The organism is Myxococcales bacterium, assembly GCA_016703425.1.
GTDB lineage: Bacteria > Myxococcota_A > Polyangia > Polyangiales > Polyangiaceae > JADJCA01.
Genome location: JADJCA010000018.1, coordinates 92,073 through 116,024, shown reverse-complemented (window position 1 = coordinate 116,024; position 23,952 = coordinate 92,073). Strand labels below are relative to the sequence as shown.

Below are 23,952 nucleotides of genomic sequence, written 5' to 3'. Positions count from 1 at the left end.
GCCGCGGCCTCCGCGTCGAACAACGCCAGCCCTTCGGTCTCTCCGCCTCCTCGTCTTGCCGAAACACCGCCGCGGCCCACGCGCGCGGGTCTCGCGGGGCCGCTTGTGGGAGAGCCGCCGTTCTCCCGGGCGAGCGAGGGTGAAGACGAGCCGGCCCTGCGACCCTTCATGTCGAAGGTGCGCGCGCATTTCAAAGCGTCACCGCCAGCGTCAGCGTCAGCGTCAGCGTCACCGCTCGCCGTGCAGCGGGCGAGTCTGCTCGGCGGCGGCGCGGCGACCTTGGTGCAGCGTCCCGGTGAAGTCGACTCCTTGCCTCTCCTCATCGTCGAGGATCGGGAGCGCAAGCTTCTTTGGGAGAAGACGCACCCGACGGTCGCGATGCTTACGCCGGTTCGCGAGCCGGTCATCGTGGGGCGCTCCGGCGGCGGTGTCATGCTCCTCGCGTACGACGTGCCGGCGCGCGTCGTGGCGGGCCGTCTCCTCGATGCTGACGGAACGCCCTTCACCGACCTCGTCGTGCTTCGAAGCGACGATTGTCAGTTCGTGTCGGCCGCCTACGCGCGGCGCGGCACCGCCGTCGTCTGCTCGCGCATCCAAGGCAGTCGCCTCCAGTTCGTGCGGCACGATGCGACCATCGCGCTGCCTCGCGAAGGCGTCCCCGTCGGCGCCGTGTCGACGCTGCCCGCGCCGATCTCTTTGGCCTTCGACACGGAAGACACGCTCTTCGTATTTCAGGTCCTCGCTCGCTCGTCGACGAAGGACGGGGGCGCGGCCGACGCGCGACCTCACCTCATCGCGTTTCGCTACGACTTCGCGGGGACGCCTCTCTTTACCGAGGGCCGTGATCTCGGCGAGATCGCGCGCGCGGCGCCGTGGACGCGCATCCTCGCCGAGTCGCTCCCCGGCGGCGCGCGGGTCACGTTGCCCGCGAAGAGCGCCGCCGAACGCCCGCGCGTCGTCGAGATCGACAGCGACGGCCGCGTCCACGAAGAGTGAGCCCTATTTCGGGGGAGTCGCCGGCGCTGGCGTGACCGGTACCGGTTGCTTCGGCGGCGCAGGCATCGGCGGAGGCGCGACAGTCGGCACGGCGGCCGCTTGCGTCGCCTTCGCGGCTTCTTCGGCGAGGAGCTCCTTGAGCTTCTTTTCTCGGGTCGCTTCGTCGAGCCCGCTCGCGAGCTTTGCCGCGTCGAAGGTCAACATTGGCATCGCTCCGCCACCGTTGAACGTCGGGAGCTTTCCGTCCCAACGCTCGAGCGAGCGGTACTGAAGGACCGTCGGTGACATGGAGAGGCGAATGATCTCGTTGGCCTTCGCCTCGGAGCGCGCGCGAATCAAGATGGCGTCGGCTTCACCCTGCGCCTTCTGCCGCGTCGCTTCGGCTTGGCCGTGCGCTTGCGTCACCGCTTGGTCCGCCTCCGCGCGCACTTGGCGAACGCGATTCTCGCTCTGGATGGCGTTTTGCGTCGCCTCCATGGCGCGGTTGATGGCGTCGGCCACGTTCTGCGGCAGCCGCAGTGAGCCGTTGATGGTGAGCTGATCGATCACGATGCCATCCTTGCCGAGCATCTCGCGGCACTTCTGCGCGACCTCGGCGAGCATCTTCGACTTTCCGGGGCCGTAGATCTCCTGCACAGGAAGCTTCGAGGCGACTTCGCCGAAGCTCTCGCGCACGGCGTTCCTGATGTAGCCGTCGGCGAGCACGAGCATGTTGTTCTGTCGAAAGCGACCGTAGAGCTTTGGCGCGAGGCTCGGTTCGATGTGAAACGACAGGCCCACGTCGGCGTTGATGTTCACGCCTTCCGTGGACGAAAACGTGATGGATTCGTCGATGGCTTTGCCTTCGTGGGCGCTTGCGGTCCAAACGATGTTCTGCACGCTCGTCGGGAAGATGACGACTTGCTCCGTGAGCGGGTTGTAAAAGACCCAACCGGTCACCGTCGGCATGTCGGCGATGCCGCGATCGCTGCCGGCGAGGCGGACGCGAATGCCCACGTGTCCGGCGTCGATGCGCGTGGTCGTCGCGCAGCCCACGACGACCGTCGCGACGACGATGCCAATCGTGAGGCCGATGCGGCGGACCGTCCGCACGAGCCAAGCAGAGTCGAAGTCGTTTGCCATGATGTTCGGATGCCTCGAAGAATCGGTGAAGATCAGTCAGCGGAGCGAGTGCGGTATGCGCTTGCGAGCGCGAGCAGGAAGAGTCCGACGATGACGAGGACGCCGGCCCAAAATTTCGCGTCGTTGGTCGCGTTGAGCCAGGGCTGAAACGCGAAGAGGGCCCCAAGCTCGAGCACGAGCAAGATGAGCGTGAGGCGACCGTGGCCCGTGCGCCTCCGCGCGAGGGCCGCGTTAAGTCGAGCGACTTCGGCGCGCAAGGCTTCCAGCTCGTCGCGATAGGGCATCAACGTGGCCAGGTTAGGTCCGCGAGCCCGTGGCGTCCACGAGCGCGCCCGCCATCGCGATATTGCGCGAGGGGGCCCCGCGGAGCGGTGGCTCGCCTTCGCGCGCTCGGCGCTCCGGTGTAAGACGGCTCGATGGTCTCGGCAGGCACCCAATGGCACGACACCGCGGGCAAGCGCGCGGGCCACGGCGTGCGTTGGTTCCTTCTGTCGGTGGCCCTCTTGGCCGTCGCTGTGGCCCTTGCGCTGCTCTTCGGCACCCAATCGACCTCCCTTTGGCGCGCCCTCGTCGACGCGTCGTCCCTCGATCGCACGATCCTCGTCGAGGCGCGGCTGCCGCGCGTGCTGCTCGGCGTCGTCGCGGGAGCCGGCCTCTCCGCCGTGGGGCTCGCGTTTCAAGCGGTGCTCCGTAACCCGCTCGCGGAGCCCTACGTCCTCGGCGTCTCGGGCGGCGCGGCGCTCGGCGCAACGGTCGCCATACTCCTCGGCCTTACGGGCGCCACGCTCTTCGGCGCCTCGCTCGTGCCCCTCTTGGCGCTCCTCGGCGGCCTCCTCGCCACGACGCTGGTCTACGGGCTCGTCAGGGGCGGCGCCGACGGCACCGGGACGACCATCTTGTTGGCCGGTGTGGTGGTGAACGCCATCGCTTCGGCGGCCATCACGTTCTTGAAGACCCTCGTGACCGCCGCCAAGACGCAAGAGCTGCTCTTCTGGCTCATGGGTTTCTTGGACGTGCCGAGCACGCGGGCGCTCGCCTTCGTGCTCTTCTACACGAGCCTCGGCGTCGCGCTCCTCGTGAGAGACGCGGCCCGCCTCAACCTCCTTGCGCTCGGCGACGCGCCGGCCTCGGCGCTCGGGGTCGACGTGGTCGCCCTCGAGCGTCGGACGTTCTTCGCGTGTTCACTCGTCGTTGGCGCCATCGTCAGCGTGACGGGCCTCATCGGCTTCGTAGGACTCATCGTTCCCCACGCCGTGCGCAAGCTCGTAGGGCCCGACCTCCGCGTCGCGTTGCCCGTGTCTCTCTGCCTTGGCGGGGCCGTGCTTGTGTCCTGCGATCTCGTGAGCCGCTCGCTCTTCCACTGGCTCGGCACCGAGCCGCCGGTCGGCGCCGTCACCGCGCTCTTGGGCGGCCCGCTCTTCTTGCTCTTGATGCGGAAACGCTAGGGTTGCCAAGAAAGGCGAAGGGCCCGCGATCTCTCGATCGCGAGCCCCATATACCGCACGCCGCACGCCGCTTTTCGGCGTTGCCTCGAACGCCCGCTCAGGGCTAGGCGCCGGGGCCGCCCGCCGCGCCCGTCGATGCCGCGAGCGCCGCCTGCTGCTGCGCGAGCATTTGCGAAATCGCGCGGGACCGTTCGATGGCGAACTGCTTGACGTCTCGCACCTGCGAGGTCGCGAGCTTGTTGAGCAGCGCCGTCACCTTCGCCATGTCGCGCGCTTGGAAGAGCGCTTCGAAATAGTTGTGCGCGATGCGAACGTCTTTCAGCATCTTCGCTTCGTGCGGCGCGAGGAGCTTGACGACCTCATCGAGCTTGCCCGCCTGGCCGTAGAGGGCCGACAGGCACAAGAGCGCCAGCGCGTCGTCGGGCGCTCGTGCGACGGCCTTCTGCGCGAAGCCGATGGCCTTGTCGCGCGTCGCCTCTTCGCCGGCGTAGAACCCTTGGAGCGCGATGTACGGCGCCGCCACCTTCGCGTTCACCGGTGCGTTGGCCAGCTCCTCCACCTGCGCGATGGCCTTGGCCTCCGCGTCCGGTGAGGCGCCGCCGGCCTCCCGATAGTAGTTCGTGAGGTAGGCCCAGGCATCGACGCAGCGGGCGTCGATCTGGATGGCGCGCATCGTCGACTCGCGCTCGCCGTTGGCGTCCTTCTTCTCGTGGGCGACGCGGGCCAAGTGGAGCGCCGGGAAGGGGTTGTCCTTGAGGAGGTTCTGCGCGCCGCGGAGCGTCGCCTCGGCCTTGTCGAACTTCTTCTCCTGCAGCTGCGTCACACCGAGGGCGAGCCAGTCTTCACCGTCGCCGCCGAGGGCCACGATCTTCGCGAGGACCGCCTCGGCCTTCGCGTGACGGCCGTACTTGATGAGCTCCTGGGCGTAGATGCGTCCGCGGCCGAGATCGTCGCTCGCTTCGGTCCAGTGCTTCTCAAGGCCCGCCAGGAGATCCTCGAGGCCGATGGCAATGGGGCGACCCTGGTCGTCCTGCACTTGCACCGCGGGCCCGTTGAAGCCGAGCAGCTTCCAAACGTCCTCTTCCTTGAGCGCCACCGGGCCGTTCACGATCTCCTTCTCGAGCGGCTGACCGTTCTGGCCCAGCGGGATGAGGATGAGCGCGTTGCTCGGGATGCCATTCGGGAAGGCCGTCACGGGCGCGAGGATCGCGGCTCCGCCGGACGGGGTGACGGTTGCGCCATTGGTGGAAGTAGTCTCGGACATGGTTTTGCCTCGCGCGGCCCGCGTGGTTCGGCGGGCACGAAATTCGGAGGCCGGGACGGTACCAGCGTCGGTACGTCCGATGGAAGTCATCCCGGTTCGCCGGCGCGAAGCGCTCGGCGTCGGGCGCCTCCGACGGGCGCGCCCTGCAGCGGCTCGTTGCCTCGGCGCCACGTTCGGAGGTGATCGGAATGGGCGATTTTACGGAGCGCCATGAGCGATTCGCTTGGGAGGCTCCTCGCCCGCTTGGTTTAGGCAAAACCATCCAACATCGTTTAGGAAAATGTCGATTTTGTGAAGTTGTGTAAAGGGGCTTTCGCGAAACCGTTGCGCACGTATTTGAGCGATTCGACGATTTTGCTGACCAGGCGTGAGCGGTTTCCAAGGAATACGGCACCTTGGCGGACTCCTGGATCTGGCACTCCCGATGCAGAGAGGACGAGGCCGTCGCCGATTCGGGGCCGGCAGAGAAGCGAGGACCCCATGGCATCGGCGTTCGATGGAGCATCTCTCCGCGCATATCGAAACAACCTTCAGGGCGTGACGCCGCTCGACCGTGAGACCGAGAGGGATCTGGCGCGACGCTGGCTCGCCGGCGACAACGCGGCAGGCGAAAAGATCGTCGAAGCGTGCCTCCCGTTCGTCATCGCCATCGCGCTGGAGTACCGGCGCTGGGGAATCCCCCTCGAAGACATCGTCCAACAGGGCAACCTTGGTCTGCTCCGCGCGGCGAAGAAGTTCGATCCCGAGCGAGACGTTCGCCTCGCCACCTACGCGGCCTACTGGATTCGCGCGGAGATTCGCGAATACGTGGTTCGCTCCTACCGAGTCGTGCGCCTCGGCACCACGAAGGGCGAGCGCAAGGCCCTCCGCGCTTATCGAACGTCCACGGTGCGCGACGTCGACTCGCTCATGCAGGCCTCCGGGCTCTCCCGCGAACGCGTTGAGATGTTGATGCCGCTTCTGGCGTCACGCGAGATGAGCCTCGATCACTCCGTCGGCGAAGATTCTTCGCCGGCCGTCGACCGACTCCAGTCGAACGACCCGAGCCCCGAAGACGAAGCGGCGTCCCATGAAGGACGCGACCGCGCCGAGGCCGCCGTGTCGTTGGCGCTTCGCTCGCTCTCGGAGCGCGAGCGCCTCATCGTTCGCGAACGCCTCATGAACGATGAGCCCATCACGCTGCAGCGCCTCGGCGAAATGTTGGGCGTCAGCAAGGAGCGCGTGCGCCAGCTCGAAGAGCGCGCCCGCGACAAGCTCCGCGGGCACCTCCAAGAGTTCCGCGCCTACGCAGAAGCCGTCTGACGGCTCGCTCCGACGCCGTCTCTCCGGTCGTCTGTCTGCCAAACGGGCCCGAGCGCGCCGGTCGCGCTCGGTGCCCGTGTCGCGGAGAACTTGCGGCGCGGCAGTGATTCCCCGCTACGATCGTCCCCCTATGGTTCGGCGGCGCTTGAAACAGGGGGCCCTCCTCGTGGCCTCGCTCGTGGCCGCTGGCGTCGCCCTACGCGCCCCCAAGCGAGACGCGGCGCAGCCACCGGCGGGGCCCGTCGTCGTCACGCCAACCACGGACGCGCCCCCCTTGGCGGGCCACGTGCCGACTGGCGCGCCGCCTTCGCTCACCTGCGAACGCGCTCGCGCGGTCGTGGCGCAAGTCGACGCTCTTTTCGTCGAGCGGCCGCACGACATCGATGAGGTGGCCTTCGACGAGGGAGTCGTCGATTGGCTCGACCCGCATGGCCTCTGGAGCGCGGCGCCGGGCGCGCCCGCCGGCGACATGCTCCGCAAAGAAGCGGGACGCCTCTTGAACGCGCTTCGCGGCAAGGAGTCTTGTGCGGTGGCCGCGGCCCTCGGGAAGGGGCTCGCCGGTTCCGTCACGGAGCTGCGTCAGCAGTTCGACGAAGCGCGCCGAGCGGGAGGCCTTGCGTCATTGCCCACGCGGTCGGTCTTCGAGCCGGGCGAGGTCACGCGACCGGCGCCCGAGCTTGCGAAGCTCCTCGGTGAGCAATGCGGCGCCCTGGAGCGCCAGACGGGCGCCACCACAGGTGCCTTCGTGAGCGCCGCGAGGGCGAGATTTTTTCCGGCGCTCAGCGCTGAGGAATGGGGTGAGGTCGTTTTGGCCGCCGCCCTGCGCGCCTACGTGCCGGCTGTGGATCCGCACGGCGCCTGGGCACCCTTCGAAGAAGAAGCGAGCCTCTATGAGGCGGAGTTGCAGGCCAAGCCGCCGCCGCCGTTTTGGGAGTCTATGACGCGGAGCGCGCTCGGCGTCCGCGTCGATGCCGAACCGCTGCCGCCCTTGGTCGTCGGCGACCTCGTCTTGTCCATCGAGGGCGTTCCGCTCGCAGGCATGCCCCTCGAACAGGTTGAGCAGTTCGTTCACGCGCTCGCCGATGAACGCTCGCAGGTGAAGATGGAGGTGCTCTCGGAGGGCGCGAGGGCACCGCGCGGGATCGTCGTGAGGGTGCCGTCGCCGGAGGCTGTCGTCGCGACGCGCGAGGGCCTCGCCAAAGAGCGCGTCCGCTACGGCGAGCAACAGATTCTTGTCGTCGCCATCCGCGACGTTCGCGAAGACCTCGGCGAAGAGCTCGCGACGGTCCTCGACGCGGCGCGCGCCGAAGGACCGCTCGGCGGAGTTGTCCTCGACCTCCGCGGCAATGGCGGCGGCTCCACCGACGGAGCCGCCGGCGCATTGGGGCTCTTCGTGGCTGGCGCTCCGCTCTTTCCGATGCGGCGCCGCGACGGCACCGTCGAGATTGATCGCGCGACCGAGCCGCCGGAGGGCTCGCGGTGGGACGGTCCCGTCGCGGCCGTCGTCGACCGCGGAACGGCCAGCGCCGCCGAGATGATCGCCGGCGCGCTCTCCGCCTACGACCGCGGTGTCGTCGTCGGCGAGCGCACCTTCGGCAAGGGATGCGCGCAGGAATATTTCGAAGACGAAAGCGACGTCGGCGTGTTGCGCCTCACGACGCTCGTCTTTGCCCTCCCCGATGGAAGCCCCCTCCAGCGCGTCGGTCTGATGCCCTCGCTGCTCGTGCCCTTTGGCTCGTCCTCGCCGGGACCGCAGGGCGCCGAGGTGGAGGCGAGCCTCAAGGGGGCGCCAGCCTCGTTCCGCGGTCCCGACATTCGCGATCGGCGTCGCCTGGCGGCCTTCGCGGCGCGCCCCTCGTGGCCGCTGGCCAAGGGCGACGTTGGCCCGTGCAAGGAAGACGAAGTTTGCAAAAGCTTGAGGGCCCTTGGGGCGTCGGCGCTCGCGCCACGGCGCGCCGCGCGGCGGTGAGTCGATCCTTCAGCGGCGGCCGAGCAGCCCCACGCCGAGCTTGATCACCACGCCGGTCACCACCAAGAGCACGACGACGCGTACGAAGCGGTCGCCGCGACGAAGGGCGAGTCGTGAGCCAACGAGGGCGCCGAGGATGTTGCCCGCCGCCATCGGTAGCGCGAACGTCCAGATGATCTTGCCTCGCGCCGCGAAGAGCGCGAAGGCCGCGAGGTTCGACGCGAGGTTGACGACCTTGGCGTTGGCCGATGCGCGCGTGAGCGAATCGCCAAAGAGCCACGTGAAGGCGACGATGAGCAACGTGCCAACGCCGGGCCCGAAGAACCCGTCGTAGGCGCCCAGGCCAAAGGCCACGAGCGCCAAGAGCAGGACCCCGTGGCGCAACGTTGCCTCCGCGCCCTGTCGCTCGCGCTTCGGCACCATTACGAGCACAGCGGCCACCACGAGCAACACCATGACGACGGGCTTCAGCGCCTCGGGTTTCATGAGCGACAAGAGGGCCGCGCCGGCGAGCGATCCCAAGGCGCCGAAGGAGAACGCCACCGGCGCGCGCCCTCGATCGATGGCGCCGCGTCGCCAGAACGAGGTGGCCGACGAGACGGCTCCGAAGACCGCTTGCCCCTTGTTCGTCCCGATCGCGAGGGCCTCCGGCAGGTCGGCCGCCAGGAGCACCGGTAGGCTGATCAGGCCGCCGCCGCCGGCGATGGAATCGACCAGACCCGCGCCGAAGCCGCCAAGAAAGAGTGCAACGACGAGCTGCGTCAAAGCGGGCTTACCATGGGAAAACTAGCGCGAAAAACGAGCGCGGAAGATGGACGCCAAGGCGACGCGCCGGCGCGTTTTCGTTGCCGCCTGCGCTGCCAGGAAAGACCGATGGACGCTATAGTGCACGAATGTCGGATCCTTTGCCGTCGGCCGAGAGGGCCACGGAGCTCATTTTCGATTGGAACGAGGTGAACCGCCGAGGTCGGCTCATTCCCGAGAATGCCACCTTCTTCGATGAGACCCTCCGCGACGGACTTCAAAACCCCTCCGTCGTCGATCCGGGCATCGAGGCGAAGCTCAAGATCCTTCATCTCATGGAGGACCTCGGCATCCACGCGGCCGACGTGGGGCTCCCGGGCAGCTCGAAGCGCGCCTTCGAAGACGTCCTTCGCATTTGCCAGGAGGTCGTCTCCTGCAAGATGCGGATCAAGATCGCCTGCGCCGGGCGGACCGTCGTTGGTGACATCACGCCGATGGTCGAGGTGTCGCAGCGGGCCGGGATCCCCGTCGAGGTCTACGCGTTCATCGGCTCGAGCCCCATTCGTCAATATTGCGAAGAGTGGGACGTCGACTTCATCGCGAAGCGGAGCGCCGAGGCCATCGACGTCGCCGTCAAAGCGAACCTCCCCGTCTGCTACGTGACCGAAGACACGACGCGGTCTCGGCCCGACGTGCTCACGACGCTCTTCAAGACCGCCATCGATCACGGCGCCACACGGCTCTGCCTCTCCGACACCGTCGGTCACGCCACGCCCGACGGCGTCCGCAACCTCATTCAGTTCACCAAGAGCGTCGTTGCCGGCACCGGAACGAACAACATCGGCATCGATTGGCACGGCCACAACGACCGGGGCTTCGCCCTCGAAAACGCCATCTGGGCCCTCGAGTTCGGCGCCGACCGCGTTCACGCGACGGCCCTCGGCATCGGCGAGCGCGTCGGCAACGCGGCGATGGAGCTGCTCCTCCTGAACCTGAAGCTCTTGGGCCAGCTGCCGCACCAGGATCTGACGAAGCTCTTGGAATACGTGGAGACAACGGCCGAGGCGGTCAATTGGCAGATTCCCATCAACTACCCGCTGGCGGGGCGCGACGCTTTCCGTACGGCCACGGGGGTTCACGCCGCGGCCATCATCAAGGCCATGAACAAGGGCGACGCCTGGCTGGCCGACCGCATCTACAGCGGCGTGCCGGCGGGCATGTTCGGTCGGGCGCAGGAGATCTGCATCGGCTTCATGAGCGGCGCTTCCAACGTCAACTATTGGCTGCGCCAACGGGGCATCCCGTCGACGGAGAAGCTGGTGACCGAGATCCTCGCGACGGCCAAGAAGGTGGACCACATCTTGAGCAACGACGAAGTGCTCGCCGTCGTCGAACGCGTCGCCAAAGAAGAAGGTCGCGGCTAAGACTCGCGCGAACGTTGCGGCGTCGTTGCCGTTGATCGCTCTCATGGACCACGCAGGCGCCTCGGACGCGAAAGACGTCGTCATCGTTGGCGCCGGGCCCGCGGGCATAAGCACCGCCCTCTTCCTCGCGCACCACGCCAAACCGCTCGCGGGGCGCATCGTGGTCCTCGAAAAGGCGCGGTTCCCCCGCGACAAACCGTGCGCCGGCGCCATCGGCCGCCGCGCCGAGCTGGCCCTCGAAACGATCGGCGTGGTCGTCGACGTCCCCGGCGTCACGGTGCGCGGCATGTCGGCGAGCCTCCTTGATGGCGCCGTCGTCGAAGCGAAGCGCGGCGTCATCGGCCGCGTGGTTCGGCGCAAAGAGTTTGACGCGGCGCTCGCGCGCGCGGCCATCGAGCGCGGCGTCACCGTTCTCGAGGACACACGCGTCGAGCGCGTCGCCTGGGGTCGCGACGCCGTTACGCTGGCGACCTCGCGCGGCGAGATGCGCGCGAGCGTCGTCATCGGCGCCGATGGCGTGGGCAGCATCGTTCGACGCGCCATGGGGGTTCCCTTCGGCAACTTGCGCGCGCAGGTCGTCGAGGTGGACACCGACGGCGTTCCCGGAGACGGCCCTCGCGACGTCCTTCGGTTCGATTTCGCGGACCATGCGCTCGCGGGCTACACCTGGGACTTCGCCACGGTGGTCGCGGGGCGCGAGTTGGTATGCCGCGGCGCCTACGTCCTTGGCGGTGTGCCCAGCTCACGCAAGGACGTCGACGCCGAGGCGGTGCTCGACGCGCACCTGGCGCGACTCGGGCGACCGGCCGAGCGCGGGCCGCGGAAGCGCTTCAGTGAGCGAGGCCTCGAGCTGTCGCGCCCGCTCGCGTGCCGTCGCGGCTTGCTCGTCGGGGAAGCGGCGGGGATCGATCCGTGGGTCGGCGAAGGCATCGCGCAGGCGGTCCTCTACGGCGCGGCGGCTGGCGAATATTTGGCCGACAAGCTTTGCCGGCCGCGGCCTTCCGTCACGTTTCGCGACTGGCGCCTCTTCTTGCTTCGAAAGCGCGTCGGGATCGATCTCGCCCTGCGCTCGGCCGTCGCGCGCCTCTTCTATGGCTCGCGGCGGGCCGTCTTCGAAGCCGCCGCGAAGGAGCCAGCGCTGCTCGACTCCTGTCTCCGCTACTTCGCCGGTGAGCCCTCAAAGCGTGCCCTCGCGAGCGCCACTTGGTCGGCGCTCATCCGTAGCGTTCAGTCGTGAACGGCAACATCGCCACGAAGGCCACCATCGCCCATCGCGAGCGCTTGCGGCGGAGCGGTGGGCGACGCGATCGAGGCCACCGACTCCGGCGTCGCCGCGAAGGCGCGCATCGCCAAGGCAAACAGCGCGGCGCCCAAGAAGGCCGAGCCGAAGAGCGCCCGCTGGCGCCGGCCTCGCTCGCGCAAAATCGCGCCGCGCTCGACCCCCTCGCGAACTCGGTTGTGTCGCGACGGATCCCACGTCGGTTCGGTCGAGCGCGCCTTCGCAATCGCGGACTCAATCATGTGCTGAGCCTCCTCTGGATCCGCGTCTCCGCCGCGGCGATGTGTCGCTTGACCGTCGCGAGCGAGACCTCGCATGCAGCCGCCACTTCGGGCAGCGTGAGCTGTTCGATGCGCGCCAGCGTCCACGGGACGCGAAGCTCTGCGGGGAGCGAGTCGAGGGCCTCGTAGAGGTCCGACACCTTCTGACCGTCGCGCGGGTCTGAGTGCTTGGGCGCGAAGGCCACGAAGCCGAAGAAGAGGGCCGCGCGGCGACGCCGCTTTCGAAGCAGGCGATGAACGCGCCTCACGGCGATGGTTACGAGCCATCCGCGGAGCGCCCGCGGATCCTCCAACGTGCGAAGGATCTCCCGCGCGTCGAGGAAGGTCTCCTGCACGACGTCGTCGACGTCTCCGTCGTTGCCAAGCACCCGGAAGACGACGCCTGCGACGTACCGAGCGTGGCGCTCGTAGAGAGCGCGGAACGCTTCCGCGTCGTCGCTCGCGCGTTCGACGAGGGCGGCGTCGGGCAACAGGGAAAGGGCGAGATTGGACACGTTCAGAGGGGAGGGGCCACGAGCGGCCCCCGTCGGCTCAAGAATCTTCTGCGAGCCGATTGCGCGGGGCAAGGGGCACCTAGGGACGCCATGCCCCTCCGCGTTGAACGCCTCGCCGGCCTGCTCTCTTCCCGCCCTTGGCGCCTCGATTTGGCGCTTTTTACGGTCCTCGCGGCCTTCCTTCTCTTTGGCTTGGGCGGGGCCGGGCTCTGGCCCGCCCTCGAGCTCGCGGCGTTTGAGCGCGTCGGCGGCGCCCCGCGAGCTCACGCGCTTGTGTTGGACGCGTTCGGTCCTTCCGTCGCGGGCGCGCGGACTGTGTCGGCCGTCGCCACCTTGGCGGCCGCCTTCGTGGGCGCGCGTCTGTTCGTCGCGCTCGGTCAGCGGCCCGCGTCGCGCATCGCCGCGGTGCTCCTCGTCGTCGTTCCGGCCCTCGCGACGCGGGCTCGGCTCGCGACACCGGACGCGCTCACGTCGCTTCTTGTGATCGCGACGCTCGGCGGCTTCGCCGTCGCGGTGTTGGATCGCGAGCGCTCACGGCTCGAACGAGGCTTCGCGCTGGCCTTCGGTGGCGCCACGACGTTCGTCGCGCACTCGCTCGTAGGGCCCGTCTTCGCGCTCGTCGTGCCGGCCAGCGCCGCCCTCTTCGCGTGGATCGGCGAGCCGGCATCGACACGCCGAAGCCCGCCGATGCGAGCGAGCGCCCTGGCGTTGGCCGCCGTGGCGATGGCGGGGATCGCGCTGGCGGTGCGTTCTCGCGGGCCGACGCCCGCCCCCATCGCCTTCGACGTCCCGCTGACGCGCCTCGGTCACGAGGCCTTTCCGTTCTCCGCCCTCGCACCCCTCGTCTTGGTCGCCGCGCTGTCGACGGCCGCGGGACGGCTCGCCGTGGCCTTCGCAGCGGCGCTCTTCGCGGCCGAGTCGTGTGGCGGGTCGCCGGCGTCGCATCACCTCCTGGCGCTTGGCTTCGCGCTGCTCCTCGCCGTCACGCTGGGGGCCACGCCTGGCGTGAGACCGTCGCGCCTTGTGCTCCTCGCGGTCGCGGCGGCGGGGGCTCTGCTTGCGCTGGACTTTGCTCGGATGCCGGAGAAGTTGGTGGCGGCTTTCGGGCCCGGCGCTCGCCTGCCGAGCGTCGCGACGGAGGCGTCGCGGACCAGCTACCAAGCGGCCGCGCTCCTTCTCTTCGGAGGCGCGCTCATCGCGGCGTTCGTGTCCTCGCCGCGGGCGCGCCGCACGCTGATCGTTGCAGCGGCCCTCATGGGGGCACTCTTGGTTCGCTTCGGTGCGCTCGAACGCGTTGCCAAGGCGGCGTCGCCCCAGGCGCTCTCACCGCGTACGTTGCCGCGGCGCGCCACGGCGAACCGCTCGCGCTCTTGGGCGTCGCGCCCACCGTGGCGAAGGCCACGGGGGCTCACGTCGCCGCCTCGTTTGCCGACGTCGACCAGGCCAGCGACTGGCTCTCGGCCGGGGGCGGGCGGCGCTTCATGGCGATCGACCGCTCGCACTTGCCGCGACTCAACCATCGGGAGCGGGCGCGCACGGGTCAAAACGCCTTCGTGCTCGACGCGCGCGGCGGCGAAGCGGTTCTCCTGAGCGATCGGTTGCTTCCCTCGGAGCGGAGCGACAACCCCCTCGATCGCGTCGTCATGGGCGCGCCCCCAACGGAGCTCGCTGCAGCGCACGCGCGTTTCGGTGATGCCCTCGAGGTGGTCGCGTTCGGCATCACCGATGCGAAGGGCGGAGCGGCGGGGCTCGTCGCGAACGCGGAGCGGCACGTGCGAGTGGCCCTCCGCGTGCACGCGCCCGTCTCTGGGCATTGCACCTTCGTGCACATCGATCACAACCCCACGCGCTTCTCCGCCGAGCACCGCGAAGCCGAGTGGGCGGCGTACCCGATGGCCTTGTGGAGGCAGGGCGACGTTGTAGTCGACGACTTCGTCGTGCGACTGCCGCCGGCTTTCTCCGGCGCTGCGGTGCCGATCCTCTATGGAGTCGGCGTTCTGCCGTGCAACGACGACCGACGGATGCCGCTCATGAGCGGCGCCGGCGACGGAAACCGAGCGCTGCTCGCGCGGGTGAAGGCATCATGAGCACCGAGCTCGCCCTGGCCGCCCTCCTCGGCGCGGCGCTCGCCTTCGTGGGGCTCCTCGGGCTTTGCGCCCAAGGCCTCCTGCCGGTGCTCCTTTCGAGCGTGCTTCTGCCGCTCGCGTTCATGGCCATCCTGGCCTCGCTTCACGGGCTCCTGCCGGCCTCTGACGGGCGACCCCTCGTGCGTCGCCACGGCTTCTGGTTGCTCTCCGTCGAAGGTGTCCTTGGCCTTCCGGCGTTGGGAGCCCACGGCCTCTTTGACCCGTGGGAGTCGCACTACGGTGAGGTCGCCCGCGAGATGCTGGCGCGTCACGACGCCGTGTCGCCCTTTTGGGCGCACGAAGGGCTGTTTACGTCGAAGCCGGTGCTCCTCTTTTGGATGTCGGCCCTCTCGATGCGCGCCTTGGGGCTGAACCCCGAACCGGGCCGGATGCTCGACGGGATCGGCGGACGCGTCGCGCAGCCGGAGTGGGCCGTGCGAGCGCCCATCTTCGTCGTCGCGGCGGTGGCTTTGTATGTGCTCTACAAGTGTCTCGCGCCGGCCTTGGGCCGCCGCGCGGCGGCCTGTGGTGCGCTCCTCGTCGCCTCGTCCTCGTTGTGGGTGCTCTTGTCGCACCAGGCGACGACGGACATGCCGCTCGTGGCCTTCTTGACGGCCGCCATGGGGCTCTTCTTTCGAGCCATGACGACGGACGAAGGTGCGCTCCTCGTCGTCCGCGAAGTTCGTCTTCGTGGCGTTGTGCTGCGGGTCCACGGGGCCCAGCTCCTCGCGGTCGCGCTCTTCGCGTTGGTCGCGCCGCAGGCGCTGTACCTCATCTCGCAGAACGTGAGTCTTCACTGGGAGCCCGGCGCGCGAGGCCTCTCGTGGCACGGGGACATCGTGGCGCTGGGCTCCGCCGGCAATTGCGCGCTGCCAGGGCAAGTCGCCTGCGGCTTCGCTGCCCCCAAACACGGCCTCGCGCCGTTCGTTCAAGGCGTCCTTTGGCTCGTCGTCGCGGTGGCCCTCGCCAAGGTCGCGCTCGCGGAGCGCCGTCTGTCGCGGTGCCTTGCGCTCGCCGGTTGGCTGTTTGCGGCGCTCGCCACGATGGCCAAGGGGCCGGCGGGCCTCGTGCTCCCGCTGGCCACGGCGTCGGTCTTTGCGCTGGTCTCGAGGCGCTTCTCGTCGCTCAAGGCGCTCTCACCGTTTAGGGGACTCGCGCTCTCGGCGGCGATGATCTTGCCCTGGTACGTGGCGACGTGGGCCCGTCACGATCGGCTCTTCGTCGACGAGTTGGTGCTGCGTCACATGCTCGGCCGCACGATGGAGCACCTTCACGACACCAACGGCGGCGACGACACGAGCTACCGCTACTACTTGGCCCAGCTCGCGTTCGGGCTCTTGCCGTGGACGGGGCTCGCGCTCTTGGGGCTAGGTCGCGCGCTTCGTGAGCGGGCGAGTCACGCGGAGCGGTTTCTCGCTGTCTGGGCGCTCCTCGCCTTCGGACTCGTCACCGTCATGAAGACCAAGTTCCATCACTACGTGTTTCCCGTGGTGCCGCCGCTCGCGATGCTCGCGGGCTTGTCGCTCGCCGAAGCCCGTCGCACGCGGTCCTTTGGCCATGTGGCGATGGCAACGGCAATCTCCGTCGCGGCCGCGGCCTCGCTTGTCTTGCCGGAGGGAGGCGCCGCGCGGCTCGTGCACCTCTTCACGTACCAATACGCGCGCGTGTGGCCGGCCGATGTCGACGTTCGCGCGGGCCTGTGGCTACTCGCCGTCGCCACGGTGGTGGCACCGATGGGCGTCCTCGTTTCGCGAAGGCTCCGCGCGCTCTTGGTCGTCGTCTCGCTCGGCGCCGCGCTATTTTCAGGGACCTGGTTGCTGGCGGCGGCGGCGCCGCATTGGGGTCAAAAGAAGACGATGGAGGCTTGGGCTCGCGCACGGAGAGCGCGCGACTTGCCGCTCGTGGCCTATCGGCTGAACTGGAAGGGCGAGAACTTCTACGCGGGCAACAAGCTCGCGATCATCGGCGCGGGAGGAAGCGGCGACGGCATGTCCCTTCGCTCCTTCGTCAAGAAGCTAGACGGAGCGGAGGCGCGCGCGTTCTTCGTCGCGACGGAGCGCGCGCAGCTTGGCGCCCTAAGGAGCGAGCTCCGCGGCGCGTCGATGGTGGAGCTCACCTCGGCGCGCCACAGTCACCAGTTCTGCCTCCTGCGCGTCGTGCTTTGAGCCGCGCTGCACGCCAACGAAGCGACTCAGGTGCAGGGGCCGGCTTGGCACTTGCCGTAGTTCGGTGCCGCCGGCTCGGGACAGCAGTTCGGCTCGCCGGCCGCCACGTTGCAGTCGCTGTTCGTGTGGCATCGAAAACTGCCACAGCTCCCCGTGTTGCAAAGACCGGCTCCGTTGGCCGACACGGAGCAACACTTCTTGCCGGATACGCAGTCTTCCGGACCATCACAGCTCGCGTGCTTTCCGGGGCACGCGATGAGCGTTTGGCACGACGCGTCTTCGACGCAACATCCCAAGATCGGGCACACCGACGCGCCGCAGACCACGCCCTTGTAGGTCTCGGCGTCGGCGGAGGCGTCGGCTCCCGCGTCGGCGCCGCTGTCGGCGGAAGACTCGAGCGGAGCGTCCGCCGCCGCTGCGTCGACGGTCGCGGCTCCGTCGTCGGCGCCGGTCTCCGCGGCGCCGGCTTCTTGCGCGTCACCGGACGCGGTGGCATCGCTCGATGCCGCGGGATCGGGCGGCTCGCGATCGTCGAGGCCTGCCACGAGCGCGCAGCCGTAGCCGAGCGAGAGGAGGCTCACGAGTACAACGACTCGCATCAGAATCGTCCTCCTACGAGGCCGCCGTGCTTGGTCATCGCCGTGGTGACGCCGGCCTTCGGCGCCGTGAGGACGAGGACGCCGCCCACCACGAGCGCCGCCGCGCCGACACCGATGCCGACCGTTGAGATGAGCGCCGAGGACTTCGCTGCGTCGTCGAGCGCTTGGACGTCGGCGTTGCCGGCGCACTTGTTCGTGGGGCAGAGCGCGTCGGCGTCGCTCTTCTTCGAGAGCGTCCGCACGCCGAAGTAGCTCCCGACGCCCACGCCCACCACGCCGACCGCGAGGAGGACGAAGCCCAAGGGGCGGGTCGCGTCGGCTCCCTTGCGCGGCTCTTGAGGTTCCGCGACCTTTGGGCCAAGGGCCGTCGGCGCCGCCGTCGCCACGAGCAGAGGCACGCGGATCTCCACCGTGGCCGGCCCCGGAGGGACCTTCACGGTCTCGCTCCATGTGTTGTGACCAGGCGCCGACGCCTCAACGACGCGAGCGCCGGGGTCGAGCGGCAGCGCCGAGCCCCATGCCGAGGGCGTTTTTTCGCGACCGTCGAGCTTGACCGTGGGGCGCACGCCGCCCTCCGTCACGACCAAGCGCAACCGCGAGAGCTTGCCTTCGAGATCGCGCGCGTGTGCGGTCGCAAACTCGCGGCGCGCCTTGTCGTCGCCGGGACGCTCGGCGACCTCGTTGAACTCCGCCCAGGCGCTCGCCGTCTTGCCTTCCTTCTCGTGACACAAGGCGAGGTTCACCAGCGTGCCTGGCGCCGGATCAAGGCGATGGCTCTCGGCCAGCTTGCCGCACGCCTCGGCGATCTTGCCGGCCGTCAAGAGCGCTCGTCCCTCACGAAAAAACGCGTCGGCTTGTGCCTTTTCCTCTGCCGTCGGCCCTTCGGCGCGAGCCTCGCGAGGGTACGCGAGCAGCGTCGTCATGGCGGCGGCGGCGGTGAGCGTTCGAAGGAAGCGGTTCATCGTCTGCGATCGAGGTCGAGGCTCGGTTCCGGCGGCGGCGGCGGCGGCGGCGCCGTCGAGTCGGAACGCGTCACTTTACCATTCGTGCGCGGGCGATGCTTGCGCTCCGTGGGCGCTGCGCCGGCTGTCGACGTTGGCGCTGACGACGCGGAGGCGCCGGCCGGCGCCGAGGCCGCTATGGCGAGATGACCGGGAGCCGAAAGCGCAGCCGCGGGCGCCCCCGACGCGACGGTCGGCAGAGTCGCGCTCGTGGCGGCACCCGTCGCCGTTCTTTCGGTGACGTTCGGCTTCGGTGTCGTCGTCGTGGCCGGGCGCGATAGGACCCAAAGGGCCGGCACGCCCATGGCCGCTAGCGCGGTGCCCGCGGCGAAAACGAGCCACAAGCGCGAACGCGTCCGCTTGCCTGCGGGCGCCGTGGTTGCGTTCGGATCGGTGGCGGCGCGGGCGTCGGCCATCGACACGCGGGCTGGCCCCGTGGCCGCGAGGTCGGGGAGCGAGCTCCGCTCGAGGGCGATGGCCGCGCGCCGCGAGCCAAAGGGCACGAGCGCCAACGCGAGCTCGCCGATGTTTGAGAAGCGAGCGCTCCGTTCACGCATCAGGCACCGCTCGACGGCGACGGCGAGCTCGGGCGGGACGTCGGGGCGGAGCTCTCGCAGCGGCGGGGGTTTCACCTCGAGGATGTTCGCGAAGACCGCGCCCACGGTTTCCCCTTCGAAGGGCGTCCGGCCGGAGAGCAGCTCGTAGAGGACCACGCCCATCGACCACACGTCGGCCCGCGCATCGACGTCCTTCGCGCTGCGGAGTTGCTCCGGTGACATGTAATAGGGCGAACCCATCATGGTTCGAGTCTCGGTCAGCTTGTGGGCTTCGCCGTCGAGCTCGGTGACCTTCGAAATCCCGAAGTCGAGCACCTTGACGATGCTGGGCTGTCCCGGGCGGTCTGCGAGGAAGAGGTTCGACGGCTTGATGTCTCGATGAACGATGCCGAGGGCGTGGGCTTCGCCGAGCCCGGCGCTCGCCTCGACGATCGCGTCGACGGCCTCGACGACGCTCAGCGGACCTCCGCTCTCGAGCATCGCGGCGAGGTCGGTCCCGACGAGTCGCTCCATGACCATGTAGGGCCCGGCGTCGTCGGCTTGACCGATGTCGCTCACGCGTACGACGTAGTCACTTTGCATTCGAGCCGCTGCGCGTGCCTCGCGGAAGAAACGCTCCGTGAGGTCGGGCGAATTGATGGAGAGGACCTTCAGCGCGACCTCTTGGCCGAGGCTCACGTGGCGCGCCAGGTACACGGCTCCCATGCCGCCGCGACCCAGCTGCCGCCCCACGAGGTACTTCCCGGCCACGAGGGTGCCTTCGGGAATTCCTTCCGAAAGGACCCTCTGACTGGCGCCCGCGCTCATTGCCCTCAGCTTAGGGTACGCGCGGGGCCGGCGAAATCTTCACGCAGGTCACCGTCGAAATGCGTAGACGGTCACTTCGTGGAGGGGAACGAGAACACGGCACCTTCGCGCACGCCGGCCGATGGCCAGCGTTGCGTGATGGTCTTGCGCTTGGTGTAGAAGCGCACCGCGTCGGGGCCGTAAGCGTGGAGATCGCCGAAGAGCGACCGCTTCCATCCGCCGAAGGAGTGGTACGCGACGGGCACTGGCAACGGCACGTTGATGCCGACCATGCCGACGAGGATGTGGTCGGAGAAGTAGCGGGCCGCCTCACCGTCGCGCGTGAAGATGCAGGTGCCGTTGCCGTACTCGTGGTCGTTGATGAGGCGCATGGCCTCTTCGAGCGTCTTTACGCGAACGATCCCGAGGACAGGGCCGAAGATCTCTTCGTTGTAGATGACCATGCCTGGCTTGACGTGGTCGAAGAGGCACGCGCCGAGGAAGAAGCCCTGCTCGTGGCCGGGCACCTTGGTGCCGCGCCCGTCGACGACGAGCGTGGCGCCCTCTTTGACGCCCTGATCGACGTAGCCCTTCACCTTCTCGTGGTGCTGCTTGGTGACGAGCGGTCCCATGTCGTTCTTCGGATCGGTGCCGGGCCCGACCTTCATCTTCGCGATCTCAGCCTTGAGGCCGCGCACCACCGCGTCGGCCGTCTCGTCGCCGACGGCGACGACGATGGGAATGGCCATGCAGCGCTCGCCGCAGGAGCCGTAGGCGGCGCCCATGAGGGCGCTGACGGCGTTGTCGATGTCGGCGTCGGGCATGACCACGGCGTGGTTCTTCGCGCCGCCGAGCGCCTGGATGCGCTTGCCGTTCGCGCAGCCTTTTGTGTAGATGTACTCTGCAATCGGCGTCGAGCCGACGAAGCTCAGCGCCTGGACGCGGCGGTCGTCGAGGAGGGCGTCGACGGCTTCTTTGTCTCCGTTGACCACGTTGAGGACGCCCGGCGGCAGACCCGCTTCGAGGCCGAGCTGCGCGATGAAGAGCGCGCTCGAGGGATCGCGCTCCGAGGGCTTGAGCACGAAGGTGTTGCCGCAGGCGACGGCCATGGGCCACATCCACAGCGGCACCATCACGGGGAAATTGAAGGGCGTGATGCCAGCGGTGACGCCGAGCGGCTGCATCTCGCTCCAGGAGTCGATGCCGGGGCCGACGTTGCGCGTGTATTCGCCCTTCAAGAGCTCGGTCGCATACGAGGCGTACTCGACGTTCTCGATGCCGCGCTGCAGCTCGCCCATGGCGTCGCCGGCGACCTTGCCGTGCTCTGCCGTGAGGAGCCCGGCGATCTTCTCGGCGTTCAGCTCGAGGAGGTTCTTGAGCTTGCTCATGGTGCGCGCGCGCTTGAGCGGCGGCGTGGCGCGCCACTCGGGGTACGCCTTCTCGGCCGACGCGATGGCCGCCTGCACGGTCTCGCGACTGGCCAAGAGCACGCGCTTCTCGGCGACGCCCGTGGCCGGGTTCCAGACCTCCTGCGAGCGCTCGGAGCCGAGGACGTTCTTGCCGTCGATCCAGTGACCAATCGTGGGGAGAGCTTGCGACATGGGAAAAACTCGCGGGGTTGGGAGAGGCGGCCAGGAGGCGCGGCCCGTTTAGGGCCGGGGATTGTCCCATCTCGTCAGCGAGGTGCCAGCCCAAAGGGGGCGAATTCTGGCGATTTGGTGGGGGCGGCTGGGCCGGCGGGGGCGGCGCCCCAAGGCTGTTAGTGAGCCTGATCAACGATTTGAAAATCGCTAGCGATGCTGGGCAATTATCGTTAGTTCGCCCTCAGCCCCGCACGATCTGCATCGTCGCTTCCTTGAAGTCGCGGCTTACCCAGAGGGTCCACAGGAACCAATCGTCGAAGCTCGTGAGCGTCAGCAAGAGGTCCATCGGCTTGCCACGGCTATCGAGCACTTTCGGGTCGATGTTGGCGCCCACCGGCACGCCGCGAACCTTGTCGCACCAAGCGTGCGAGTGAGCGGCCTCGTGATCGTCGGCGCTGATGCCCGCCTTCGAGAGCTCGTCCTCGTCCTCGGGATCGTCGATGTCGATGAGGGCGCGATCGTCGGCGCCGGCGGTGAAGCTCATGAGGCGGACGGGCTTCACGTCCACGCCGGCCGGCGGCTCGAGGACCGCGGGGCAGGGCTCGCGAAACATGACGACGGTGTTCTCTTCGTAATAGTCGCCGGCCATGTCCGCGAAGACTTGAATCACGCTCACGTCGCCGAGGTCGAGCTCGCCGCCGGCCTTCTTGCCGACGAGCTGCAGCACGAACTCCATGGGGCGTCGTGAGGTCTCGGGCCACGGCGCCCCGTTCGACGGCGCGTTGGGGAGGCCTCCGACGCGGCTTACGAGCTTGTCGGCCTTCTTGTCCTTGCCGCCGTCCTCGAGCTTGATCGCGTGCCGCGGCACGGCGCGCTTCTTCGGCGGCGTGTAGTCGCTCGCGTCGTCGTCCTCTTCGGCGGCTCCCTGCTCGGCGCCGCCGCCCCACTTGAGACCGAAGCGGTCGTCGAGGGCCTTGCTCACCTCAGCCCGCACCGCAGGCGAAAGGATCGAGGCGGGGGCACGCAAAATGTCGCCGACGTTCGCGAGCTTCTTCTTCTGCAAGAGCTCGGTCGCGGCGGCGCTCAGCTCGAGCTCTTCGACCCCAACGACGGCTGGGTTCGAGGGCTTCTTCCGCGGCGCGAGGAGCGCCACGAAGGCAGGGTTCTTCCAGATCGCTTCGAGATCCGAATCCTTCTCGGGGTTCGGGTTCTGCTTGCGGAGCGTGCGGCATCGCTTGAGTCGATCGAGCGCGCGCGTCGCGTCGCCGGCGCGCGCGTACACGCAGCCGAGGTTGTAGAGGATGGCGTCTTGCGCTTCTTCGCCGAGGTCGCGGAGGCGCTTCTCGGCGCGCGCCACGACCTCGGCCGCCTCGCCTTCGAGGACGAGCTTGCCCTTGCGTGACATCAGGAGCATCAGGAGCGCGCTGTTGACGATGCCCCAGTGGGGCTCGTCGCTCCGCAGGAGCAGCCGCGCGAAGCAGGCGTAAGCGCCCTCATGCTTGTTCGACGCCTGAAGTGCCGCGGCCAAGTTCCATAGGCCCGTCGCCCCCGCCCATTGGCTGCGACGCTCCGCCTCGGCTTCAATCTCATCGAGCCGCGTCACGGCCGCCGTGAAGAGCTTCGTGTCACCCTCGAAGGCTGCGGACCAAGCGCCCACGCGGAGCACCTCCTCGTCGAGCGACAGCTCCTTGGGCTGCGCGCGCGGCGTTATGGGCCGGGACGTCAAATCACGGGCGGCGCCGCGAAGGCCTTCGAAGGCGAGGGGAGATTCGGCCGCGCGAAGGAGGCCGAGCGCGAGCGTCCGCGCTTCGGGAGCGAGCGCGTCGATGCGCTTCATGGCGGCGCGCGCGTCGCCCTTGTCGAGCTCGCCGTGGGCCGCGAAGAGCTCCGTCGCGAGCGCCTCGTCGGGGCCCTTCTTGTAGGTCGCTTCGTCGTATTGGATGGCGACGAGCGTGGCCCCCTTGCCGGCGTCGCTCGGTCGTTTCGCGTCATCGGCGGAGACGCCGCTCGCCTCGAGCCAGCGCACGACGCGCTTTTCGTCGCCGACGACCACGCGAAAGCCGTCGCTGCCGCGCTGGAACTTCACGCCGACGGCGAGATCAGGGCTGTAGACGCGAAACCAGAGGACGTCCGTGCCGAGGTGATTCGCCATGAGCGCGGCGCGCGACCAGGCGCCGGCGCCGATGCCCTGCGCGCCATCGGCGCTGTCGACGACGGCGAAGTGACCCTGGTTCGCGGGATGGACCGCGATGCCCACGACGCCCTTTGAGGTCCATCCCTCGGCAGTTTTGGGATCGGCCTTGGACAGCTTGCCGTCTTCGCGGAGCTTGGTGACGATGGCGTTGGCGGTCACGCCGTCGCTGGCTTTGACGAAGAGCCCGCCGCGGGGGAACCCGGCCGGCTCCGCTTTCGCTTGCACCGGGGCGCTCGCCTCCGCGCCCTTGGCGCTCTTCTCGGCCTTCGGCTGCGCTTTTGCGGGCGCCGTCGTCGTCGCAGGCGTCGCAGACGTCGCGGTCTCCCCGCCTCCCGCATCGAGGTAGCCGTCCCGCCGCTTCTCGGCTGCGATCTTCTCCGCGGCGCGGAGCGCTTCGGCCTCCGAGGCGAAGGACTTCTCCTTCACCTGTCCTTGTGTGCCAATGCGGCCAAACCGCACGCGGTGCGTCTTGCCGACGACCTCGATCTCCCAGAACTTCGACGACGTGCCTTCGCGGTATTCGAGCGAGACCTTCATGGCCCATCTTGGCTATCGCAGCGCTCGGGACGTGTCGACTCCGTGTCACCCCTCGGCTCTCTCCACCGGCAGACTGGCGGCCTC

20 protein-coding genes are annotated in these 23,952 nt (G+C 68.7%); 9 read left to right on the top strand and 11 right to left on the bottom strand.

What is annotated here, in order from left to right; genetic code table 11:
- Window positions 1-168: 168 nt before the first annotated feature.
- On the top strand, window positions 169-996 hold the full coding sequence (locus IPG50_30430) for a hypothetical protein (GenBank protein MBK6696475.1): 828 nt from the start codon (window positions 169-171) through the stop codon (window positions 994-996).
- Between the two features lie 3 nt (window positions 997-999).
- On the opposite strand, the gene IPG50_30425 is transcribed toward IPG50_30430, so the two are convergent.
- The gene (locus IPG50_30425) at window positions 1,000-2,118 is read right to left on the bottom strand and encodes a prohibitin family protein (protein ID MBK6696474.1); all 1,119 of its coding nucleotides are present in this window, start codon (window positions 2,116-2,118) and stop codon (window positions 1,000-1,002) included.
- A 32-nt stretch (window positions 2,119-2,150) separates the two neighbouring features.
- Window positions 2,151-2,405, bottom strand: coding sequence for a hypothetical protein (locus IPG50_30420; protein ID MBK6696473.1), 255 nt, complete (start codon window positions 2,403-2,405; stop codon window positions 2,151-2,153).
- A 129-nt stretch (window positions 2,406-2,534) separates the two neighbouring features.
- Here IPG50_30420 and IPG50_30415 point away from each other — a divergent pair, with 129 nt between their 5' ends.
- Entirely contained in the window at window positions 2,535-3,563 is a 1,029-nt protein-coding gene (locus tag IPG50_30415) for an iron ABC transporter permease (GenBank protein ID MBK6696472.1), read from the top strand.
- Between the two features lie 103 nt (window positions 3,564-3,666).
- Here IPG50_30415 and IPG50_30410 read toward each other — a convergent pair whose 3' ends face one another.
- A complete protein-coding gene (locus IPG50_30410) occupies window positions 3,667-4,827 on the bottom strand; it encodes a hypothetical protein (GenBank protein MBK6696471.1) in 1,161 nt (386 codons plus the stop codon).
- Between the two features lie 480 nt (window positions 4,828-5,307).
- On the opposite strand from IPG50_30410, the gene IPG50_30405 reads away from it, so the two are divergent.
- Both IPG50_30405 and IPG50_30400 read left to right on the top strand, forming a co-directional pair.
- Complete coding sequence (locus IPG50_30405; protein MBK6696470.1) at window positions 5,308-6,129, top strand: sigma-70 family RNA polymerase sigma factor; 822 nt, start codon at window positions 5,308-5,310, stop codon at window positions 6,127-6,129.
- A 130-nt stretch (window positions 6,130-6,259) separates the two neighbouring features.
- Complete coding sequence (locus IPG50_30400; GenBank protein ID MBK6696469.1) at window positions 6,260-8,098, top strand: hypothetical protein; 1,839 nt, start codon at window positions 6,260-6,262, stop codon at window positions 8,096-8,098.
- Between the two features lie 9 nt (window positions 8,099-8,107).
- Here the strand turns inward: IPG50_30400 and IPG50_30395 are convergent, their stop codons facing one another.
- Window positions 8,108-8,863, bottom strand: a complete 756-nt coding sequence (locus IPG50_30395) for a TSUP family transporter (protein MBK6696468.1) — start codon at window positions 8,861-8,863, stop codon at window positions 8,108-8,110.
- A 128-nt stretch (window positions 8,864-8,991) separates the two neighbouring features.
- Between IPG50_30395 and IPG50_30390 the strand changes: the two genes are divergently transcribed.
- Both IPG50_30390 and IPG50_30385 read left to right on the top strand, forming a co-directional pair.
- Window positions 8,992-10,266 carry a 2-isopropylmalate synthase gene (locus IPG50_30390; protein ID MBK6696467.1) on the top strand — a complete coding sequence of 425 codons (1,275 nt, stop codon included), beginning with the start codon at window positions 8,992-8,994 and terminating at the stop codon, window positions 10,264-10,266.
- A gap of 43 nt (window positions 10,267-10,309) precedes the next feature.
- Window positions 10,310-11,503, top strand: coding sequence for an FAD-dependent oxidoreductase (locus tag IPG50_30385; protein ID MBK6696466.1), 1,194 nt, complete (start codon window positions 10,310-10,312; stop codon window positions 11,501-11,503).
- Here the strand turns inward: IPG50_30385 and IPG50_30380 are convergent.
- The gene (locus IPG50_30380) at window positions 11,494-11,787 is read right to left on the bottom strand and encodes a hypothetical protein (protein ID MBK6696465.1); all 294 of its coding nucleotides are present in this window, start codon (window positions 11,785-11,787) and stop codon (window positions 11,494-11,496) included. The two genes, IPG50_30385 and IPG50_30380, sit on opposite strands and share 10 nt — an antisense overlap.
- Window positions 11,784-12,320: an RNA polymerase sigma factor gene (locus IPG50_30375; GenBank protein ID MBK6696464.1), complete on the bottom strand. Its 537-nt coding sequence runs from the start codon at window positions 12,318-12,320 to the stop codon at window positions 11,784-11,786. The genes IPG50_30380 and IPG50_30375 overlap by 4 nt, the downstream gene beginning before the upstream one ends.
- A gap of 90 nt (window positions 12,321-12,410) precedes the next feature.
- On the opposite strand from IPG50_30375, the gene IPG50_30370 reads away from it, so the two are divergent.
- Genes IPG50_30370 through IPG50_30360 form a run of 3 tightly spaced genes read left to right on the top strand, consistent with a single transcriptional unit; the run spans window position 12,411 to window position 16,611 of the window.
- Window positions 12,411-13,910 carry a hypothetical protein gene (locus IPG50_30370; GenBank protein ID MBK6696463.1) on the top strand — a complete coding sequence of 500 codons (1,500 nt, stop codon included), beginning with the start codon at window positions 12,411-12,413 and terminating at the stop codon, window positions 13,908-13,910.
- Window positions 13,874-14,407, top strand: coding sequence for a hypothetical protein (locus IPG50_30365; GenBank protein MBK6696462.1), 534 nt, complete (start codon window positions 13,874-13,876; stop codon window positions 14,405-14,407). Before IPG50_30370 ends, IPG50_30365 begins: the two co-directional genes overlap by 37 nt.
- Entirely contained in the window at window positions 14,404-16,611 is a 2,208-nt protein-coding gene (locus IPG50_30360; GenBank protein MBK6696461.1) for a glycosyltransferase family 39 protein, read from the top strand. Before IPG50_30365 ends, IPG50_30360 begins: the two co-directional genes overlap by 4 nt.
- A 26-nt stretch (window positions 16,612-16,637) precedes the next feature.
- Here the strand turns inward: IPG50_30360 and IPG50_30355 are convergent, their stop codons facing one another.
- The 5 genes from IPG50_30355 to IPG50_30335 all read right to left on the bottom strand — a co-directional run bounded on the left by IPG50_30355 (window position 16,638) and on the right by IPG50_30335 (window position 23,868).
- Window positions 16,638-17,210 carry a hypothetical protein gene (locus IPG50_30355; protein ID MBK6696460.1) on the bottom strand — a complete coding sequence of 191 codons (573 nt, stop codon included), beginning with the start codon at window positions 17,208-17,210 and terminating at the stop codon, window positions 16,638-16,640.
- Complete coding sequence (locus IPG50_30350; protein MBK6696459.1) at window positions 17,210-18,172, bottom strand: hypothetical protein; 963 nt, start codon at window positions 18,170-18,172, stop codon at window positions 17,210-17,212. Before IPG50_30350 ends, IPG50_30355 begins: the two co-directional genes overlap by 1 nt.
- On the bottom strand, window positions 18,169-19,575 hold the full coding sequence (locus IPG50_30345; protein MBK6696458.1) for a serine/threonine protein kinase: 1,407 nt from the start codon (window positions 19,573-19,575) through the stop codon (window positions 18,169-18,171). The genes IPG50_30350 and IPG50_30345 overlap by 4 nt, the downstream gene beginning before the upstream one ends.
- A gap of 71 nt (window positions 19,576-19,646) precedes the next feature.
- Window positions 19,647-21,155 (bottom strand): CoA-acylating methylmalonate-semialdehyde dehydrogenase, encoded by a 1,509-nt coding sequence (locus IPG50_30340; GenBank protein MBK6696457.1) that lies wholly within the window; start codon window positions 21,153-21,155, stop codon window positions 19,647-19,649.
- Between the two features lie 223 nt (window positions 21,156-21,378).
- The gene (locus IPG50_30335) at window positions 21,379-23,868 is read right to left on the bottom strand and encodes a WGR domain-containing protein (protein MBK6696456.1); all 2,490 of its coding nucleotides are present in this window, start codon (window positions 23,866-23,868) and stop codon (window positions 21,379-21,381) included.
- Between the last annotated feature and the right edge of the window lie 84 nt (window positions 23,869-23,952).